Raw genomic sequence first — 19,172 nt, 5'->3', positions numbered from 1 at the left:
ATCCGTGAAAGACTTATTAAAGTTTCTGAAAGCGCAAACTAAGACCGAAGAGTTTGATGCGATCAAAATTGCTCTGGCATCGCCAGACATGATCCGTTCATGGTCATTCGGTGAAGTTAAAAAGCCGGAAACCATTAACTACCGTACGTTCAAACCAGAACGTGACGGCCTTTTCTGCGCCCGTATCTTTGGCCCAGTAAAAGATTACGAATGCCTGTGCGGTAAGTACAAGCGTTTAAAACACCGTGGTGTTATTTGTGAGAAATGCGGCGTTGAAGTGACTCAAACTAAAGTGCGCCGTGAGCGTATGGGTCACATCGAACTGGCGTCTCCAACTGCGCACATCTGGTTCCTGAAATCGCTGCCATCTCGCATCGGTTTGCTGCTGGATATGCCATTACGTGATATCGAACGTGTACTGTACTTCGAATCCTATGTGGTTATTGAAGGCGGTATGACCAACCTGGAACGTCGCCAGATTCTGACTGAAGAGCAGTATCTGGATGCGTTGGAAGAGTTTGGTGATGAGTTCGACGCGAAAATGGGCGCCGAGGCTATTCAGGCCCTGTTGAAAAACATGGATCTGGAAGCTGAGTGCGAGATCCTGCGTGAAGAATTGAACGAAACAAATTCTGAAACCAAGCGTAAGAAGCTGACCAAGCGTATCAAGTTGCTGGAAGCGTTCGTACAGTCTGGCAACAAGCCAGAGTGGATGATCCTGACTGTGCTGCCTGTGTTGCCGCCAGATCTACGTCCATTGGTTCCGTTGGATGGTGGTCGCTTTGCGACTTCCGATCTGAACGATTTGTATCGTCGCGTGATCAACCGTAACAACCGTCTAAAACGCCTGCTGGACTTGGCGGCACCGGACATCATCGTACGTAACGAAAAGCGTATGCTGCAAGAAGCAGTCGATGCATTGCTGGATAACGGCCGTCGCGGTCGTGCGATTACCGGCTCTAACAAGCGTCCGTTGAAGTCACTGGCTGACATGATCAAAGGTAAGCAAGGTCGTTTCCGTCAGAACTTGCTGGGTAAACGTGTTGACTACTCAGGTCGTTCGGTTATTACCGTTGGTCCATACCTGCGTCTGCATCAGTGCGGTCTGCCTAAGAAAATGGCTCTTGAGCTGTTCAAACCGTTCATCTATGGCAAGCTGGAACTGCGTGGTCTTGCTACCACTATCAAAGCAGCCAAGAAGATGGTTGAGCGTGAAGAAGCAGTTGTTTGGGATATCCTGGATGAAGTTATCCGCGAACACCCAGTGCTGCTGAACCGTGCACCAACCCTTCACCGTTTGGGTATCCAGGCGTTTGAACCGGTTCTGATCGAAGGTAAGGCAATCCAGTTGCACCCATTGGTTTGTGCGGCATATAACGCCGACTTCGATGGTGACCAAATGGCTGTTCACGTACCGCTGACACTGGAAGCTCAGTTAGAAGCGCGTGCGTTAATGATGTCTACCAACAACATCCTGTCACCAGCGAACGGCGAGCCAATCATCGTTCCTTCTCAGGACGTTGTATTGGGTCTGTATTACATGACCCGCGACTGTGTTAACGCCAAAGGCGAAGGCATGGTTCTGACTGGTCCGAAAGAAGCTGAGCGTATTTATCGCGCTGGCCTGGCATCTCTGCATGCCCGCGTAAAAGTACGTATTACCGAAGAAATTCGTAATACCGAAGGCGAAAGCATTACGCGTACCAGCATTATTGATACGACTGTAGGCCGGGCTATTTTGTGGATGATCGTCCCGCAAGGCCTGCCTTACTCTATCGTTAACCAGCCGCTGGGCAAAAAAGCTATCTCCAAGATGCTGAACACTTGTTACCGCATCTTGGGCTTGAAGCCAACGGTTATCTTTGCTGACCAAATCATGTACACCGGTTTTGCTTACGCAGCACGCTCAGGCGCCTCTGTAGGTATCGATGACATGGTTATCCCAGAAGCGAAAGCGGGGATCATCGAAGAAGCTGAAACTGAAGTTGCTGAGATCCAAGAGCAGTTCCAATCTGGTCTGGTAACGGCAGGCGAACGTTATAACAAAGTGATCGATATCTGGGCTGCGGCTAACGAACGTGTTGCTAAAGCGATGATGGATAACTTGTCGGTTGAGGATGTTGTCAACCGTGATGGCGTTGTTGAACAGCAAGTTTCATTCAACAGCATCTTCATGATGGCCGACTCCGGTGCGCGTGGTTCTGCCGCACAGATTCGTCAGCTGGCAGGTATGCGTGGTCTGATGGCTAAGCCAGACGGCTCGATCATTGAAACGCCAATCACTGCGAACTTCCGTGAAGGTTTGAACGTACTTCAGTACTTCATCTCAACCCACGGTGCGCGTAAAGGTTTGGCGGATACCGCATTGAAAACTGCGAACTCCGGTTACCTGACCCGTCGTTTAGTTGACGTGGCACAGGATCTGGTGGTGACTGAGGATGATTGTGGTACCCATAATGGTATCGTGATGACCCCGGTTATCGAAGGTGGTGATGTTAAAGAGCCACTGCGTGATCGCGTACTGGGTCGTGTGACCGCAGAAGAAGTTATCAAGCCCGGTTCGGCTGATATTCTGGTTCCGCGTAACACCCTGCTGGACGAAAAATGGTGTGATCTGTTAGAAGAAAACTCCGTCGACAGCGTTAAAGTTCGCTCCGTAGTAAGCTGTGAAACTGACTTCGGTGTGTGTGCTAACTGCTATGGTCGCGACCTGGCACGTGGTCACATCATCAACAAAGGTGAAGCGGTTGGTGTTATTGCAGCACAGTCCATCGGTGAGCCGGGTACTCAGCTTACGATGCGTACGTTCCACATCGGTGGTGCGGCATCTCGTGCGGCAGCAGAATCCAGCATCCAGGTTAAGAACAAAGGCAGCTTGAAACTGAGCAACGTCAAGTTCGTGACCAATGCGGCTGGCAAGCTGGTTATTACGTCTCGTAATACCGAGCTGAAGCTGATCGACGAATTCGGTCGTACCAAAGAAAGCTATAAAGTGCCTTACGGTGCGGTAATGGCTAAAGGCGATGGCGCAGAAGTTCAGGGCGGCGAAACCGTTGCTAACTGGGATCCGCACATCATGCCAGTGGTCACCGAAGTGAGCGGTTTCATTCGCTTCGCCGACATGGTTGATGGCCAGACCATTACTCGCCAGACCGACGAACTGACTGGTTTGTCTTCTCTGGTGGTTCTGGACAGTGCAGAGCGTACGGGTAGCGGTAAAGATCTGCGTCCAGCACTGAAAATCGTTGATGCCAAAGGCAACGATGTATTGATCCCAGGTACTGATATGCCTGCTCAATACTTCCTGCCAGGTAAAGCGATTGTACAGCTGGAAGACGGTATTCAGATCGGTGCGGGTGATACCCTGGCGCGTATTCCTCAGGAATCAAGCGGTACCAAGGATATTACCGGTGGTCTGCCACGTGTTGCTGACTTGTTCGAAGCACGCCGTCCGAAAGAGCCTGCAATCCTGGCTGAAATCAGCGGGATCATCTCGTTCGGTAAAGAGACCAAAGGCAAGCGTCGTCTGGTGATCTCACCGTTGGATGGTAGCGATGCATACGAAGAGATGATTCCGAAATGGCGTCAGCTTAACGTGTTCGAAGGTGAAGTTGTGGAACGCGGTGATGTGGTTTCCGATGGCCCAGAATCTCCACATGATATTCTGCGTCTGCGTGGCGTTCACGCGGTTACCCGCTACATCACCAACGAAGTGCAGGAAGTTTACCGTCTGCAAGGCGTTAAGATTAACGATAAACACATTGAAGTTATCGTTCGTCAGATGCTGCGTAAAGGCACTATCGTTGATGCAGGTAGCACCGACTTCCTGGAAGGCGAGCAGGCAGAAATGTCCCGCGTTAAAATCGCTAACCGTAAGCTGGCAGCAGAAGGCAAAATCGAGGCTACGTTCACCCGTGACCTGCTGGGTATCACCAAGGCATCCTTGGCGACCGAGTCCTTCATCTCTGCGGCTTCGTTCCAGGAAACCACGCGCGTTCTTACTGAAGCGGCAGTTGCCGGTAAACGTGATGAACTGCGCGGCCTGAAAGAAAACGTAATCGTAGGCCGTCTGATCCCAGCCGGTACTGGTTATGCTTATCATCAGGATCGTATGCGCCGTAAAGCACAGGGTGAAGCTCCTGTTGTTCCACAAGTCAGCGCGGATGAAGCGACTGCAAACCTGGCCGAATTGCTTAACGCCGGTTTTGGTAACAACAAAGGCTAATCTCTTTGCCTGCGGGTTTTTGATAGACAAACGGCCCTCTTCTCGGGCCGTTTTTTTTTGCTTATTTTTATCACGATTTTTTTATCAAAATTACTTTCAATGTTCCAATTGCACATCAAACTAAGTTATCTCTGATTTTTAGCGGCATATTAAGAACAAATAATGAAATGCAACGGTGTAATACCAGCCAGTGGTGTAACTCACTGATATTACGCCTTCGGGCGGTTTTTCAATATTACGTGAACTCGGTTATCGCAATGAACGGCCTAAATGGCTATCCCAATCTTTCCACACGGGCTGTAAGCCTGCTTTTGTTAACGCTTGTGCGACCTGTTTCGGGGAGCGGTTATCATGGGGCGCAAATTGTTCCAGTTCGGGATGATCATCAGCATAACCCCCCGGTTGGGTTTTTGACCCAGCACTGACATTATTGATGGCAAGCGGAATGACATTATCGCGGAAGAAAGGTGATTCTCGGGTAGACAACGACAGTTCCACATCAGGTGCAAATAGGCGAAAGGCGCAGATCAGTTGCAGCAGTTGTGGCTCACTCATGATGGATGCAGGTTCAATCCCGCCAGCGCACGGACGCAAGCGTGGGAAAGAGATCGAATAACGGGTTTGCCAGTAAGTTTGTTGCAAATAAAACAGGTGCTCCGCCAACATATAACAGTCGGTACGCCAACTATTAGATAAGCCAATCAAGGCACCCAATCCGATCTTGTCGATCCCCGCACGGCCCAAACGATCTGGGGTTGCCAGCCGCCAGTGAAAATCCTGCTTATGACCCCGCAAATGGTGCTGCTGATACGTCGCTGGGTGATAGGTTTCCTGGTAAACCATCACGCCATCTAATCCCAGCGCCTTTAATTCAGCATATTCATCTTCTGCCAATGGCTGAACCTCCATCATTAGCGAACTGAACCTACTGCGGATCGTAGGGAGGTGACGGCGAAAATAATCCATTCCTACTTTTGTCTGGTGCTCTCCGGTTACTAGCAGCAAGTGCTCAAAACCCAGCGCTTTGATGGCTTCACACTCTCGGATAATCTCCGCTTCATCCAATGTCTTGCGTTTGATGCGATTACTCATCGAGAAGCCGCAGTAAGTGCAATCATTAGCACACAGATTGGAAAGATAAAGCGGCACATAAAAACTGACCGTATTCCCAAAACGTTGGCGTGTCAGTTGTTGGGCCTTCTGTGCCATTGGCTCCAGGTAAGCCAGTGCGGCGGGGGAAATGAGCGCCATCAAATCTTCGCGGGTGGGCTTGATGGCATTCAGCGCCCGTTCAACGTCTGCGGGTTTTTTACTGTTGATGGTTAAGGCGATATCGTCCCAGTCCAACTGTTGCCAGCGCTGGTTGAAGTCTTCAGACATGGTTTTGCTCCTCAAGTTGACTGAGGAAACCCGTTAGTGGGCTGGTGGCGGTGGCTTGTAGTTGTAATGTATTAGGTTGTGAAGGATTGAACTGTGAAGCGCCAAGCCCAGCCAAGCGTGCCAGTTCGCCAGATTCAACCGCTAGCCGGAAAGCATGGGCCATCTGCACCGGGGAATGAGCTACGGCAATTGCAGTATTCACCAGTACGGCATCGGCACCCAGCTCCAGTGCTTCAAGGGCATGGCTCGGTGCACCAATGCCCGCATCAACGACGACCGGGACTTTAGATTGTTCGATAATAATTTGCAGGAAGTCGCGAGTACGTAACCCCAAATTAGATCCTATCGGTGAGCCTAATGGCATCACCGCGGCACAACCCACTTCTTCCAGTCGTTTACACAATACGGGGTCAGCACCACAGTAAGGTAAAACAACAAACCCCTCTTTCACCAGCACTTCGGCGGCCTTGAGCGTTTCTATCGGGTCAGGTAGCAAATATCTCACATCTGGATGAATTTCCAGTTTTACCCAATGGGTATTCAAGGCTTCGCGGGCCAGACGTGCGGCAAAAATAGCTTCCTCAGCGGTTTTGGCACCGGATGTATTAGGCAGTAAGCGCACTCCCAACTGCCGCAATGGTGCGAGGATCGCGTCGTTTCCTGACTGTAAGTCAACGCGCTTCATGGCCATGGTAATAAGTTGTGAACCCGAGGCGCGGAGTGCTTCCAGCATCAGTTCGGGAGAGGAGAACTTCCCTGTGCCCGTAAATAAACGAGACGTAAAAGTAGTATCGGCAATTTTCAGCATGTCAGCCTCCGGCAATGGCTTGGAACAGCAAAATATTATCACCCGCTTGCAACCGATGATTTTGCCAATCGGCGCGCGGAATAATGACCTGATTAATAGCCAGTGCGGTTCCTGGCTGGTGGTGTTTAAGTTGGTTGAGCAGCATCTCGGCGGTGATATTGCACTCCACCTCTAATGGCTGGTCATTGAGCATTATTGGTATGTGATTGGTCTTCACAAGCCACCTCCACACGCCGGGCAATGAGCTGCCTTTGTCAGTTGCAGGGTGCTCCAACTCTGCTGTTTGCCATCAAATAGCCGTAATTTTCCGCTCAGCGCTAATGGTATCCCCGCGAGCATTTTAATGGCTTCCAGCGCCTGCAATGTGCCGATGACACCGACCACCGGCCCCAGAACACCGGCGGTACGGCAGTTACGCTGAGGCAGATCTTTATCTGGATAAATACAGGCGTAGCAGCCTTGAGAATAGGGCGGTTCAATCACCAACAGTTGTCCACTAAACCCCACAGCACTGCCGCTGATTAACGGCTTCTGTGCCGCGACACAGGCGGCATTCACCTGATGGCGGGTCTCCATGTTGTCACTGCAATCCAGAACTAAATCTGCATTAGCGATAGCATCGGTCAACACTTCTCCTGTCAGACGTGTATCCAGTGCGACAATACGGATCTGTGGATTGAGCTGCTGCAAATGGCATTGCGCTAACCGGGCCTTATTGTGGCTAACCGATGAGGCGGGGTTCGATAACGTTTGGCCGATATCTGCTGTGCGATACAGGATCTGGCGCTGCAAATTAGTGAGATCCAACTGGTCATCGTCAGCCAGTAGTAACTGACCGACACCGGCGGCGGCCAGATAGAGCGCGGCGGGGGAACCCAACCCACCGAGGCCAACAATCAGCACACTGGCGCCCTTTAGCTTTAGTTGCCCTTCTGGTCCGATATCTTCCAGTAGCAGTTGGCGGCTATAGCGTAAAAATTCACTGTCACTTAGCGTCTGGTCATTTTTCATCAGCCAACTCCTTACCCTCGATCAGGTGCAGTAATTGTGCGGTTGCCCGTTGCCAGTCACTTGCCAACGTAATGGCGCTGACCACGGCGATACTGCCGACGCCAGTTGCTAATACGTGTGGCACCCGCTCAATACTGATGCCACCGATAGCCACGGTTGGGTAATCCGGCGTATTCTTCACCTGACGGCTTAAAGACGCCAACCCCTGTGGGGATGACGGCATCTGTTTGGTCTGAGTAGGGAAAATATGCCCCAGCGCGATATAAGAGGGGCGCAGTGTTTTTGCCACCGCCAACTCATGTTCATCATGGGTAGAAATGCCGAGCCGTAACCCCGCTTGCTGAATTGCCGCTAAATCAGCGGTTTCCAGATCTTCCTGACCGAGATGAACGCCATAAGCGCCGTGTTTAACCGCCAACTGCCAGTAATCATTGATAAATAAGCGCGCCTGATAGCGTTTTCCTAATTCGATGGCCGCGACAATATCTTGCTCGACCTGTGCATCGTCTGCATTTTTAATGCGCAGTTGTAGCGTCGTGACTCCGGCTGCCAGCAGGCGTTCTATCCATAATAATGAGTCCACCACTGGGTAGAGCCCAAGACGCTGTTCCGTGGAGGGGAAACCTGGTGTAGCCACAGGAGAGAGGGCATCAAGTTGGTTCATTATTGGCCCCTGTACTCAGATTCGCCGGGCGGTGATATAGCTCACTGCCACGGGAGCGAAACTCGGCCGACATTTTTTCCATCCCTGATTGCAGAATATTAATTGGCTGCGCTACTTTCATTGCCTGTGCTACTTCTATCGATTGTACTGCTGTGGTTGGTGTAGCGGCTTGTGCTTGTGTGGCCGCTTGTTCTTGTGCAGCAGCATAGTCGCGGACTTCTTGTGAAATTTTCATTGAACAGAATTTCGGGCCGCACATGGAACAGAAGTGAGCGACTTTCCCGGACTCTTGCGGCAGGGTTTCATCGTGATAAGCGCGGGCTGTTGCTGGATCGAGCGCCAAATTAAACTGATCTTCCCAGCGGAATTCAAAGCGGGCTTTTGACATGGCGTTATCACGGATCTGAGCTCCGGGGTGGCCTTTGGCCAAATCTGCGGCGTGCGCGGCAATTTTGTAAGTAATAAGCCCTTGTTTCACATCTTCTTTATTCGGCAGGCCGAGGTGTTCTTTGGGGGTGACATAACAGAGCATGGCACAACCAAACCAGCCGATCATCGCTGCACCAATCCCTGAGGTAAAGTGGTCATAGCCCGGTGCGATATCCGTGGTCAGTGGGCCTAAGGTATAAAACGGCGCTTCGTGGCAGTGTTCCAGCTCCTCGGTCATATTGCGGCGGATCATCTGCATCGGCACATGCCCTGGGCCTTCGATCATCACCTGTACATCATACTCCCAGGCGATTTTGGTCAATTCACCCAAAGTATGCAGTTCGGCGAATTGAGCTTCATCATTGGCATCCTGAATAGAACCAGGGCGAAGGCCATCGCCCAGTGATAATGAAACGTCATAGGTTGCACAAATTTGACAGATTTCGCGGAAATGCTGATACAGGAAGTTTTCCTTATGATGAGAAAGGCACCATTTTGCCATAATTGAACCGCCGCGAGAGACGATACCGGTTAGGCGTTTGGCGGTCATCGGTACATAGCGCAACAAGACCCCTGCGTGGATAGTAAAATAGTCTACCCCTTGCTCTGCCTGCTCTAACAGGGTGTCACGGAACATTTCCCACGTCAGATTTTCGGCCACGCCATTAACTTTTTCCAGCGCCTGATAGATAGGTACTGTGCCAATAGGGACCGGGCTGTTACGTAGGATCCATTCCCGCGTTTCATGAATATAGCGACCCGTAGATAAGTCCATCACCGTATCGGCCCCCCAGCGGGTAGACCAGACCAGTTTTTCCACCTCTTCTTCAATGGAAGATGTCACGGCGGAATTACCGATGTTGGCATTCACTTTGACCAGAAAATTACGGCCAATAATCATCGGTTCAGATTCTGGGTGATTAATATTGGCGGGGATGATAGCCCGACCCGCAGCCACTTCCTGACGCACAAACTCGGCGGTGATATTTTCCGGCAGATGGGCACCAAACGCTTGTCCCGGATGTTGTTGAAGCAATACTTCACCACGAATACGTTCACGGCCCATATTTTCCCGTAGGGCGATAAACTCCATTTCTGGAGTGATCTTCCCCTGTCGGGCGTAATGCAACTGAGTCACACATTTGCCAGTGACTGCTTTCTGTGGGCGGGGCAGATGCTCAAAACGTAAATGGTCCAGACCTTCATCAGCCAAACGTTGTTGGGTAAAACCGGAACTGACAGATGCCAGCGCTTCGATATCTTGGCGATCAGCAACCCAAGCGGCACGCAGTTTAGGCAGCCCGTTGTGAACATCCAGTTTAGCTTGTGGGTCACCATAGGGACCGGAGGTGTCATAAACCGGGATAGCCTCATTATCTTCATAGCGTGGTTCGTTTTTACTGCCACCGATTTGCGTCGGGCTGAGTTGGATCTCACGCATTGGCACCTGAATATCGGGCCGTGAGCCTTGTAGATAAATACGTTGGGAATTGGGAAAAGTAACGCCTTGTAAGGTATTAATAAACTGTTGGGCCTCTTCGCGCTGTTTTTTACGAATAGGTATGCCTTTACGTGGGGGTGACGAATTTTCAGCGGATAATGACGTTGTATTATTAGACATAGCAATTCCTACCAGTGTGGTTTATAGAGCCAGTGTGGTGTATCGGGAAAATTGCTTGTCTGGAGCTTGGCGGGAGTAACGATGTTGGCCAGTGACCGGTAGCTACCCTTGAGGGTGAGTATCGGGCCTGTAGCGATAAATTACTCTTGTTCCCTTCGCGGGTATTAACCCGATCAGGTTCCGCGGATCCCGAATTAACGGTCTCAGCCTGCGTTTGCTTTCCTAAAAAAGCAGGTGCTAGGCACTCCGACAAGAGTCTTTACTATACGAGGTTGAATTAAAACTACAAGAGCCTACTTATGAGCAGGCTATTCTGCTTGCTCATTTTGTGCGAGTTACCCGTATCTGCTGTTTATTCGCAGTTACTGGCGGCGGTCAGTTGACCTGGCTCTTTTTATCAGCATCCGCTGGCTGGGCGGCTTGCCAGGACTCGGCGGCCCATTGAATTAATTGGTCTTCCAGCTTGAAACGGGCGTCAAGCGCTTCACCGATATCCGATAAAGCTTGTTGATACTCGGTGCAGCTATCGTCGTCGATTTCAATGTTTGTATAGCGATCATGGAATGCCATGATAGTTTGAGTGTTGTTTTTTAATGCAGGATGAATTTTGGCGGTCAGTGCCATTTTGGGGCTAGATGCGCCCTCCACCTCTTTGATAATTCTGTCATAGATATGGAAATGGCCTGAAGAAAGATAGTCGACTAAATTATGGCAAAAGTTCTCCAGCGTTTTTGCATTAAGCGGGGTATGCTTCTCTTTTTGCGGCTTAATACCGATCACGGTGCAATAAGAGACTAAAAGTTCTTTACGCGCATGAAGCCATTGATCAATTAATTCATTACTACCGCCAACGCGTTGAGTCAGGCTTTCCAGTCGGTTGAGCATGAACGACTCCATTAGTAAGAAAAAATATTGTGGGTTACAAAAATGTAACAGCCGGTTTCTAGATTGCCAGTGAAATAGAGGTTGTGCAACAACGATATGGAACTACAACTTACAGGTAAAGAAAGTGGCTGGTGGATTGTCAGTCATGAAAATAAATTATGGTTGCCGAAGGGAGATCTACCACAAGGCAATGCCGCTAATTGGTCACTGCAAGGCGCGACTGCACGGCAGATTGGTGAATGGCAAGGGCAGCCTGTGTGGCTTATCCGCCAGATGATGCCTTCTGGGATGGGGTCGGTCCGGCAATTATTGGATGTTGACCGCGGTTTATTTCAGTTGGCAGGGCGCGGTGTGCAATTAGCCGAATTCTATCGTTCACATCGCTTTTGTGGCTATTGTGGGCATGAAATGCATGCCAGCCGGACGGAATGGGCCAGCTTATGTAACCACTGCCGGGAGCGCTATTATCCGCAAATTGCCCCCTGCGTGATTGTTGCTATTCGCCGTGGTGATGAAATTTTGCTGGCACAACATGTGCGCCATCGTGGCGGTATCAATACCGTGCTGGCGGGGTTTGTTGAAGTGGGGGAGACCCTGGAACAGGCGGTTTCACGGGAAGTGTTGGAAGAAAGTAATATTCACATTAAGAACCTGCGCTACGTGACGTCACAGCCTTGGCCATTTCCTCATTCACTGATGATGGCATTTATGGCGGATTATGACAGCGGTGAATTATGTCATGACCCGAAAGAGTTACTGAATGCCGGCTGGTATCGCTATGACCAATTACCGTTGCTGCCTCCACCTGGTACCGTGGCACGCCGTCTGATTGAAGATACGGTCATATTATGCCGCGAAGAGCTGGGTTCGACAGGGTAAGCGCTAAAACCTGTGTTCAGGCAGTTCAGGAAAGAGCCATCTGACATGCTACAATTCCGTTTTGTAATATAATGCCACTTTATAATACAAGGCCGTCAGATCATTAAGGGAGCCCTATCATGAATGAGTTGAAAAACGATCGCTATCTGCGTGCTTTGCTACGTCAGCCTGTAGACATGACACCGGTATGGATGATGCGGCAGGCAGGCCGTTATTTGCCAGAATATAAAGCAACCCGCGCTATTGCTGGGGATTTTATGTCACTGTGCAAAAATGCAGAGTTAGCCTGTGAGGTCACGATGCAACCACTGCGTCGTTATCCTCTGGATGCAGCGATTCTGTTTTCCGACATTCTGACCATCCCTGATGCCATGGGACTGGGGCTCTATTTTGAAACTGGCGAAGGCCCGCGTTTTCAATCCCCAATTACCTGCCGGGCTGATGTTGAAAAATTGCCGATCCCCGACCCTGAGCAGGAATTGGGTTATGTGATGAATGCGGTGCGTACCATTCGTCGCGAACTGGCCGGCTCGGTGCCCTTAATCGGTTTTTCTGGTAGCCCATGGACTCTGGCGAGCTATATGGTTGAAGGCGGCAGTAGCAAAGCCTTTACCAAACTGAAAAAAATGATGTATGCCGAACCGCAAACCTTGCACTTGCTACTGGATAAACTGGCAGACAGCGTCATTTTGTATCTTAATGCCCAAATCAAGGCGGGGGCCCAATCGGTCATGATCTTTGATACCTGGGGTGGGGTACTGACAGACCGTGATTATCATGAATTCTCATTGAATTATATGCATAAAATCGTCGATGGTTTGATCCGTGAAAACGAAGGCCGTAGGGTCCCAGTAACCTTGTTCACCAAGGGCGGGGGGCAGTGGCTGGAAGCGATGGCAGCCACCGGTTGTGATGCGCTGGGTCTGGACTGGACAACGGATATCGCGGATGCGCGTCGTCGTGTTGGTGATAAAGTTGCATTGCAAGGCAACATGGATCCTTCGGTTCTGTATGCCCCCCCTGCGCGTATTGAGCAGGAGGTCAGTACCATTTTGGCGAGCTTTGGTCAGGGTGAAGGGCATGTGTTTAATCTGGGCCACGGGATTCATCAAGATGTACCGCCAGCACATGCCGGTGCATTTGTGAACGCGGTACATGCGTTATCACGGCCTTATCATCAAAAATAATCAGTGTGTAGGATGGAGCCGGTTAGTCAATGGTTGATACTAAATTGATAGTTGATACTAAACCGATAGTTGATACTAAAGCGCTACAGGCAGAGCAGCGGCAACGGGCATCGGAGATTATTCTTCATGATGACATTGATAGCGAGTCTGTGCGCTTTATTGCTGGTGCTGATGTCGGTTTTGAACAGCATGGGGAGATAACCCGTGCTGCTATCGCTATTTTACGCTATCCCTCTCTGGCGCTGGTGGAATACCAGGTTGCCAGAGTGGCAACTTCTTTGCCTTATATCCCCGGCTTACTCTCTTTTCGTGAATATCCTGCGTTGTTGGCCGCGTGGGCGCAGTTGAAGCAGCGCCCTGATCTGATTCTGGTCGATGGGCAAGGCATCGCTCATCCTCGCCGCCTCGGTGTTGCCAGCCATTTTGGTTTATTGGTCGATGTGCCGACGATTGGTGTTGCTAAAAGCCGCCTGTGTGGTGATTTCTTGCCACTGCATCAGAATGTCGGTGCGGTGCAGCCCTTGCTCGATAACGATGAACAGCTTGGCTGGGTATGGCGCAGTAAAATCCGTTGTAATCCACTGTTTATTTCGCCTGGGCATCGGGTGAGTGTTGGCAGTGCGCTGAGATGGGTTCAACGTTGCATGGCGGGTTATCGTTTGCCTGAACCAACCCGCTGGGCGGATGCTATCGCTTCAAACCGCCCGCAATTTCAACGTTGGCGGCGGAAAAATCCTGATTTTCTTGGCAAGCGTAGGGATATGATTTAATTTCGGTTACACTGCCGCGCAGATAATGAATAATGAGAACTCATCATGTTACGTAATCCGATTCATCTACGGCTCGAAAAGCTGGAAAGTTGGCAACATCTGACTTTTATGGCTTGCCTGTGCGAGCGGATGTATCCCAATTACCAGCAATTTTGTTTGGAAACCGAATTTGGCGATCCGGCGGTTTATCGACGTATTCTGGACCTTATCTGGGAAACGTTAGTCGTCAAGGACGCTAAAGTGAACTTTGATAGTCAATTGGAAAAGCTGGAAGAGGCCATTCCATCATCTGATGACTATGCTATCTACGGTGTTTATCCTGCGATTGATGCGTGTATCGCATTAGGTGAGGCTATTCATTCACGTTTGAGTGGTGAAACACTGGAACATGCCATCGCGATCAGCGAAGCATCAATCCGTACTGTTGCGATGCTGGAAATGACGTTGGCAGGTAAAGAAATGACCGATGAAGAACTAAAAATCTTGCCTGCGATTGAAGAGGAATGGGATATCCAGTGGGAGATTTTTCGTCTATTAGCTGACTGTGAAGAGCGCGACTTAGATCTGATCAAAGGGCTACGATCTGACCTGCGGGAAGCCGCTGTTAGCAACATTGGCATAAATTTAACGCAATAAGGCAAGAAAACGTGATTTAACGCCTGATTTGTCACGTCTTAAGGCTTCACATCTGCCCCCTGTCTGTTCTACATTTGGGGGGCTAATTAAAAGTGGCTATCGGTGCGTGTATGCAGGGAGTGCTGTCCATCGGCATATCCGTCGCACTTGATGCTTTGCAAACGATAAATACACTGTAAGGATAACGTATGAATAAGACTCAACTGATTGACGTAATCGCGGACAAAGCGGACCTTTCTAAGGTACAAGCTAAAGCTGCTCTGGAATCCACACTGGCTGCAATTACCGAATCTCTGAAAGAAGGGGATCCTGTACAATTGGTTGGTTTTGGTACCTTCAAAGTAAACCATCGTAATGAGCGCACTGGCCGCAACCCACAAACTGGTAAAGAAATCAAAATTGCTGCCGCTAATGTACCTGCGTTTGTTTCTGGTAAGGCACTGAAAGACGCTGTCAAGTCATAGTGTGTCAGTAAAAATAATAAGCAGGGGGGGGGTAAAGCCCCTTTTGTTTATGCGGCGGGTGCTGATAACCTTCGGATTAACCTTGGGTCTCAGCGCCTGTAGCAGCCTGTCAGATTCCCCTCAATTCAGTGCCAGCGGGTATATCGCCGATAGCGGTGTCGTTCGTTTATGGCGTCAGGATAATGCGCAGCAGCAGCCTCAGGTGTTGATGAGCGTTTACAGTCCCTACTTCGGGGGCAATACCCGAGTGACCTTCTACGAGTACCAGAATGGTATTTTACGGGAAATCCGGCGCAACGATTTAGGCAGTACCCCAAAGAGTGTCCAGTTGCGTTTCGATGAGCAAGGGCAGGCCAGCTTTATGCAACGCCAGCTCGCTTCGCGGCGTGAGCCGCTCTCCATGGATGATATAGCTGTTTACCAGTTAGAAGCCAAACGCATTTTGGATCTGAGCCGTGTGTTACGTGCGGGTGACGTAAGGTTAATTCAGGGGCGTTGGCAGGATGGAATGCTTACTACCTGTGCGGGTAAAACGTTGCGTCTGAATCTGGATGATAATTCGCAGGCATGGCTGACAACGCGGGATGAGAAGAATACGCAACCTCTCGGTGTCGCATGGCTGGATTCACCTGAAGGGCAACAACTTCTGCTGGTCGCGAATCAGGACTTCTGCCGTTGGGAACCTCAGGCAGGCAGCCTGTAAGTTACCGATGATCTATAAGTTACCGGTTATCAGCGGTACAGCGTCATAATATGGTCAGTAATCGATTATGATCCGCAATAAGTAGGGCACAGCTCACTAGACTGTACCCTTTGAGAGACAGTGAGCCTTTACTTACCGCGAGCTATCGCTCGATAACCGATATCTTTACGACAGAAAACCCCTTCCCACCGGATACCCTCAGCTAACCGATAGGCATATTGCTGTGCCAGCGCGACTGTTTCACCGAGCGCAGTGACACACAAGACACGGCCACCATTGGTGACAACTTCATTATTCCCATTCAGCTTGGTCCCGGCGTGGAAGACTTTTCCATCTGTGACTTCCTGCTGTGGTAAGCCATGAATAACATCACCCTGGCGGTAATCTGCTGGATAACCGCCAGCGGCTAAAACGACCCCCAGTGATGGGCGCTCATCCCAGTCTGAGGTTTTTTCATTCAGTTTGCCTTGTGTACCGGCTAAACACAGTTCGACCAAATCGGAGCGCATACGCAACATGATTGGCTGAGTTTCTGGATCGCCAAAGCGGCAGTTGAACTCAATGACTTTGGGTTGCCCATCGGCTGAAATCATCAGGCCAGCATAGAGGAAACCTGTGTAAATATTACCTTCCGCCGCCATACCACGCACGGTCGGCCAGATAACCTGATCCATGACCCGTTGGTGAACGTCATCCGTTACCACGGGTGCAGGGGAATAAGCTCCCATACCACCGGTATTTGGCCCGGTATCACCATCGCCAACTCGCTTATGATCCTGACTGGTTGCCATTGGCAAAACATTTTCGCCATCAACCATCACGATAAAGCTGGCTTCTTCGCCATCGAGGAACTCTTCCACCACAATACGGTGACCAGCATCACCAAAAGCGTTACCGGCTAACATGTCATTCACGGCGGTTTCAGCTTCTTCCAGCGTCATCGCAACAATCACGCCTTTACCAGCGGCCAGACCATCGGCTTTGATAACGATTGGCGCACCTTTTTGACGTACATAGGCCAACGCGGCATCGACATCTGTAAAGTTTTGGTATTCCGCTGAGGGAATATTGTGACGGGCCAGGAAATCTTTGGTGAAGGCTTTAGAACCCTCCAATTGAGCCGCAGCCTGAGTCGGGCCAAAAATAGCTAAACCCGCCGCGCGGAACGCATCAACCACGCCGATCACCAAAGGGGCTTCTGGGCCAACGATAGTCAGGCCGATATCATGGCTTTGAGCAAAGGCCAGTAAACCGGCAATATCAGTGGCCGCGATATCAACATTTTCTAAGGTCGGTTCCAGTGCTGTGCCGGCATTGCCTGGTGCAACATAAATTTTGTCCGCTAAAGGAGATTGGGCGGCTTTCCAGCTCAGAGCGTGTTCACGACCGCCGTTACCAATTATCAAAATATTCATCTGGATGACTCCGTGAGGGGCGCGTCATCTAGCGCCCCTTCCTATATAAGAGGGTTAATTAATGACGGAAATGGCGCATGTCGGTGAATATCATGGCAATACCGTGTTCATCAGCAGCCGCGATAACTTCATCATCACGAATTGAGCCGCCCGGTTGGATGACACAAGTAATGCCCACAGCCGCTGCGGCATCAATACCATCACGGAACGGGAAAAAGGCATCCGAGGCCATGGCTGAACCAGCCACTTCCAGTCCTTCATCTGCGGCTTTGATACCGGCTATTTTCGCGGAGTACACGCGGCTCATTTGGCCTGCACCTATTCCGATTGTCATGTTATCGCGGGCATAGACAATCGCATTAGATTTAACAAATTTAGCCACTTTCCAGCAGAACAGCGCATCACGCAGTTCCTGTTCGGTAGGCTGACGCTTGGAAACCACGCGAAGATCGGCCGCCGTCACCATACCTAAATCGCGTTCTTGTACCAGCAAGCCCCCATTAACACGTTTGAAATCTAAACCTGCCGAACGTGCTTGCCACTGGCCACAAGTCAGGACTCGGACATTTTGTTTAGCCGCAAGCAATGCCAGTGCATCAGAGCTGACCGTTGGTGCAATAATCACTTCGACAAACTGGCGTTTGATGATGGCGCTGGCCGTTGTCGCATCCAATTCACGGTTAAAGGCGATGATGCCACCGAAAGCTGAGGTTGGATCCGTTTGATAGGCGCGTTCATAAGCAGCAAGAATAGAGTCACCAATAGCCACACCACATGGGTTGGCATGTTTAACGATCACACAGGCTGGATCGCCGAACTCTTTCACACATTCCAGTGCGGCATCGGTATCCGCAATATTGTTATAAGAGAGGGCCTTCCCTTGTAATTGCTGGGCTGTGGCAACTGATGCCTCTTTGATATCTTCTTCTATATAGAAGGCTGCTTGCTGGTGGCTGTTTTCGCCGTAACGCATATCCTGCTTCTTTATATAGTTAAGATTTAGGGTGCGAGGGAAATGGCCTGAAGGTTGTTCAGTATCACCATGATAAGGTGGCACCAGTGTGCCGAAGTAGTTGGCGATCATGCTGTCGTAGGCGGCGGTGTGTTCGAAAGCTTTAATTGCCAGATTGAAGCGGGTGGGGTAAGTCAACGAACCATCATTATTATCAAGCTCAGCAATAATGGCGGGGTAGTCGCTGCTCTTCACCACGATGGCGACATCTTTATGGTTCTTGGCCGCAGAGCGAACCATGGTTGGGCCACCGATATCGATATTCTCAACCGCATCTTCCAGCGAGCAATCCGGGCGGGCAACTGTTTGGGCGAAGGGATACAGATTTACGACGACAATATCAATCGGCTGAATGTCATGTTGAGCCATGATGCCATCATCCTGACCACGACGACCTAAAATCCCACCATGCACCTTTGGATGCAAAGTCTTAACACGTCCATCCATCATTTCCGGGAAGCCAGTGTAGTCAGACACTTCGGTAACGGGCAAACCAGCATCAGCCAGCAGGCGGGCAGTCCCACCGGTGGAAAGTAACTCGATACCGCGTTGAGAAAGTGCTTGGGCGAATTCGATGATACCTGCTTTGTCAGACACACTGAGTAGAGCACGGCGGATTGGACGGCGTTGTTGCATGGTTTTATCCCTTGGATTTGGAGTCGCAGTTTTCTTCACTATCAATTAATAGGGCACCACCAATTAATAGGGCGCCACGTACTATTTCGTTGATATTTTGTCGATGAGGTCACCCTTTTCGACGCGGGGAATTGTAGCGAAAACGATTGCGTGATGCTCGTCAATTTTGAGCGCAGATTCAATCTGTGGATAAGTTTGTGTACAACTGCGTATAAAGCGGGGTTTTGCTGTGGAATGCAGCAAACAGTCATTTTTATTGAAAATAGCGGTTGCGGGCTGCGTAGAACTCCCTATAATGCGCATCCATCGAGACGGCACACAACGAATCAAGTAGTTGAGTGACCGGCAAAGAGAACAGAGAAATTCAACGAAATAAATAGTTGACTCTGAATGAGGAAAGCGTAATATGCGCACCTCGCGTTACCAACCAGGTGTTGCTAACGCACT

At 50.3% G+C, this 19,172-nt stretch carries 16 protein-coding genes and 1 riboswitch; of the genes, 7 read left to right on the top strand and 9 right to left on the bottom strand.

Going from position 1 to position 19,172, the window contains the following annotated elements:
* Nucleotides 1-4: 4 nt before the first annotated feature.
* Entirely contained in the window at nucleotides 5-4,225 is a 4,221-nt protein-coding gene (gene rpoC / locus AC971_RS07200) for a DNA-directed RNA polymerase subunit beta' (RefSeq protein WP_002210677.1), read from the top strand.
* A gap of 249 nt (nucleotides 4,226-4,474) precedes the next feature.
* Here rpoC and thiH read toward each other — a convergent pair whose 3' ends face one another.
* The 7 genes from thiH to AC971_RS07165 all read right to left on the bottom strand — a co-directional run bounded on the left by thiH (nucleotide 4,475) and on the right by AC971_RS07165 (nucleotide 11,023).
* On the bottom strand, nucleotides 4,475-5,605 hold the full coding sequence (gene thiH, locus AC971_RS07195) for a 2-iminoacetate synthase ThiH (RefSeq protein WP_025382238.1): 1,131 nt from the start codon (nucleotides 5,603-5,605) through the stop codon (nucleotides 4,475-4,477).
* On the bottom strand, nucleotides 5,598-6,413 hold the full coding sequence (locus tag AC971_RS07190; RefSeq protein WP_025382239.1) for a thiazole synthase: 816 nt from the start codon (nucleotides 6,411-6,413) through the stop codon (nucleotides 5,598-5,600). Before AC971_RS07190 ends, thiH begins: the two co-directional genes overlap by 8 nt.
* A gap of 1 nt (nucleotide 6,414) precedes the next feature.
* The gene (gene thiS, locus AC971_RS07185; protein WP_025382240.1) at nucleotides 6,415-6,630 is read right to left on the bottom strand and encodes a sulfur carrier protein ThiS; all 216 of its coding nucleotides are present in this window, start codon (nucleotides 6,628-6,630) and stop codon (nucleotides 6,415-6,417) included.
* Nucleotides 6,627-7,424, bottom strand: a complete 798-nt coding sequence (locus AC971_RS07180; protein WP_025382241.1) for a HesA/MoeB/ThiF family protein — start codon at nucleotides 7,422-7,424, stop codon at nucleotides 6,627-6,629. Before AC971_RS07180 ends, thiS begins: the two co-directional genes overlap by 4 nt.
* Nucleotides 7,414-8,088: a thiamine phosphate synthase gene (thiE, locus tag AC971_RS07175; RefSeq protein ID WP_025382242.1), complete on the bottom strand. Its 675-nt coding sequence runs from the start codon at nucleotides 8,086-8,088 to the stop codon at nucleotides 7,414-7,416. Before thiE ends, AC971_RS07180 begins: the two co-directional genes overlap by 11 nt.
* Nucleotides 8,075-10,138 (bottom strand): phosphomethylpyrimidine synthase ThiC, encoded by a 2,064-nt coding sequence (thiC, locus tag AC971_RS07170; RefSeq protein ID WP_025382243.1) that lies wholly within the window; start codon nucleotides 10,136-10,138, stop codon nucleotides 8,075-8,077. The genes thiE and thiC overlap by 14 nt, the downstream gene beginning before the upstream one ends.
* Before the next feature lie 133 nt (nucleotides 10,139-10,271).
* A riboswitch (TPP riboswitch) is annotated at nucleotides 10,272-10,397 on the bottom strand.
* A 116-nt stretch (nucleotides 10,398-10,513) separates the two neighbouring features.
* On the bottom strand, nucleotides 10,514-11,023 hold the full coding sequence (locus AC971_RS07165) for an Rsd/AlgQ family anti-sigma factor (protein WP_025382244.1): 510 nt from the start codon (nucleotides 11,021-11,023) through the stop codon (nucleotides 10,514-10,516).
* A 96-nt stretch (nucleotides 11,024-11,119) separates the two neighbouring features.
* Between AC971_RS07165 and nudC the strand changes: the two genes are divergently transcribed.
* The 6 genes from nudC (at nucleotide 11,120) to AC971_RS07135 (ending at nucleotide 15,662) form a co-directional block, all read left to right on the top strand.
* Nucleotides 11,120-11,902, top strand: a complete 783-nt coding sequence (nudC, locus tag AC971_RS07160) for an NAD(+) diphosphatase (RefSeq protein WP_025382245.1) — start codon at nucleotides 11,120-11,122, stop codon at nucleotides 11,900-11,902.
* Nucleotides 11,903-12,021: 119 nt separating this feature from the next.
* On the top strand, nucleotides 12,022-13,089 hold the full coding sequence (gene hemE, locus AC971_RS07155; RefSeq protein ID WP_025382246.1) for a uroporphyrinogen decarboxylase: 1,068 nt from the start codon (nucleotides 12,022-12,024) through the stop codon (nucleotides 13,087-13,089).
* A gap of 65 nt (nucleotides 13,090-13,154) precedes the next feature.
* Nucleotides 13,155-13,859: a deoxyribonuclease V gene (gene nfi / locus AC971_RS07150; RefSeq protein ID WP_025382247.1), complete on the top strand. Its 705-nt coding sequence runs from the start codon at nucleotides 13,155-13,157 to the stop codon at nucleotides 13,857-13,859.
* Between the two features lie 45 nt (nucleotides 13,860-13,904).
* Nucleotides 13,905-14,495 (top strand): YjaG family protein, encoded by a 591-nt coding sequence (locus AC971_RS07145; protein ID WP_025382248.1) that lies wholly within the window; start codon nucleotides 13,905-13,907, stop codon nucleotides 14,493-14,495.
* Between the two features lie 188 nt (nucleotides 14,496-14,683).
* The gene (gene hupA / locus AC971_RS07140) at nucleotides 14,684-14,959 is read left to right on the top strand and encodes a nucleoid-associated protein HU-alpha (RefSeq protein ID WP_002210689.1); all 276 of its coding nucleotides are present in this window, start codon (nucleotides 14,684-14,686) and stop codon (nucleotides 14,957-14,959) included.
* A gap of 49 nt (nucleotides 14,960-15,008) precedes the next feature.
* Complete coding sequence (locus AC971_RS07135; RefSeq protein ID WP_025382249.1) at nucleotides 15,009-15,662, top strand: DUF1481 domain-containing protein; 654 nt, start codon at nucleotides 15,009-15,011, stop codon at nucleotides 15,660-15,662.
* A 128-nt stretch (nucleotides 15,663-15,790) separates the two neighbouring features.
* Here AC971_RS07135 and purD read toward each other — a convergent pair whose 3' ends face one another.
* Complete coding sequence (purD, locus tag AC971_RS07130; RefSeq protein WP_025382250.1) at nucleotides 15,791-17,077, bottom strand: phosphoribosylamine--glycine ligase; 1,287 nt, start codon at nucleotides 17,075-17,077, stop codon at nucleotides 15,791-15,793.
* A 58-nt stretch (nucleotides 17,078-17,135) separates the two neighbouring features.
* A complete protein-coding gene (gene purH, locus AC971_RS07125; RefSeq protein WP_025382251.1) occupies nucleotides 17,136-18,725 on the bottom strand; it encodes a bifunctional phosphoribosylaminoimidazolecarboxamide formyltransferase/IMP cyclohydrolase in 1,590 nt (529 codons plus the stop codon).
* Between the last annotated feature and the right edge of the window lie 447 nt (nucleotides 18,726-19,172).

Source organism: Yersinia similis, from assembly GCF_001053095.1.
GTDB lineage: Bacteria > Pseudomonadota > Gammaproteobacteria > Enterobacterales > Enterobacteriaceae > Yersinia > Yersinia similis.
The sequence above is the reverse complement of the archived record's forward strand: the minus strand, read 5'-3'. Positions and strand labels throughout refer to the sequence as shown.

What these genes read in the sequence shown, in the direction of transcription:
- thiH (WP_025382238.1), bottom strand. Translation starts at nt 5,605, where the DNA reads ATGTCTGAAGACTTCAACCAGCGCTGGCAACAGTTGGACTGGGACGAT.
- AC971_RS07190 (WP_025382239.1), bottom strand. Translation starts at nt 6,413, where the DNA reads ATGCTGAAAATTGCCGATACTACTTTTACGTCTCGTTTATTTACGGGC.
- AC971_RS07180 (WP_025382241.1), bottom strand. Translation starts at nt 7,424, where the DNA reads ATGAAAAATGACCAGACGCTAAGTGACAGTGAATTTTTACGCTATAGC.
- thiE (WP_025382242.1), bottom strand. Translation starts at nt 8,088, where the DNA reads ATGAACCAACTTGATGCCCTCTCTCCTGTGGCTACACCAGGTTTCCCC.
- thiC (WP_025382243.1), bottom strand. Translation starts at nt 10,138, where the DNA reads ATGTCTAATAATACAACGTCATTATCCGCTGAAAATTCGTCACCCCCA.
- AC971_RS07165 (WP_025382244.1), bottom strand. Translation starts at nt 11,023, where the DNA reads ATGCTCAACCGACTGGAAAGCCTGACTCAACGCGTTGGCGGTAGTAAT.
- nudC (WP_025382245.1), top strand. Translation starts at nt 11,120, where the DNA reads ATGGAACTACAACTTACAGGTAAAGAAAGTGGCTGGTGGATTGTCAGT.
- hemE (WP_025382246.1), top strand. Translation starts at nt 12,022, where the DNA reads ATGAATGAGTTGAAAAACGATCGCTATCTGCGTGCTTTGCTACGTCAG.
- AC971_RS07145 (WP_025382248.1), top strand. Translation starts at nt 13,905, where the DNA reads ATGTTACGTAATCCGATTCATCTACGGCTCGAAAAGCTGGAAAGTTGG.
- hupA (WP_002210689.1), top strand. Translation starts at nt 14,684, where the DNA reads ATGAATAAGACTCAACTGATTGACGTAATCGCGGACAAAGCGGACCTT.
- AC971_RS07135 (WP_025382249.1), top strand. Translation starts at nt 15,009, where the DNA reads ATGCGGCGGGTGCTGATAACCTTCGGATTAACCTTGGGTCTCAGCGCC.
- purD (WP_025382250.1), bottom strand. Translation starts at nt 17,077, where the DNA reads ATGAATATTTTGATAATTGGTAACGGCGGTCGTGAACACGCTCTGAGC.
- purH (WP_025382251.1), bottom strand. Translation starts at nt 18,725, where the DNA reads ATGCAACAACGCCGTCCAATCCGCCGTGCTCTACTCAGTGTGTCTGAC.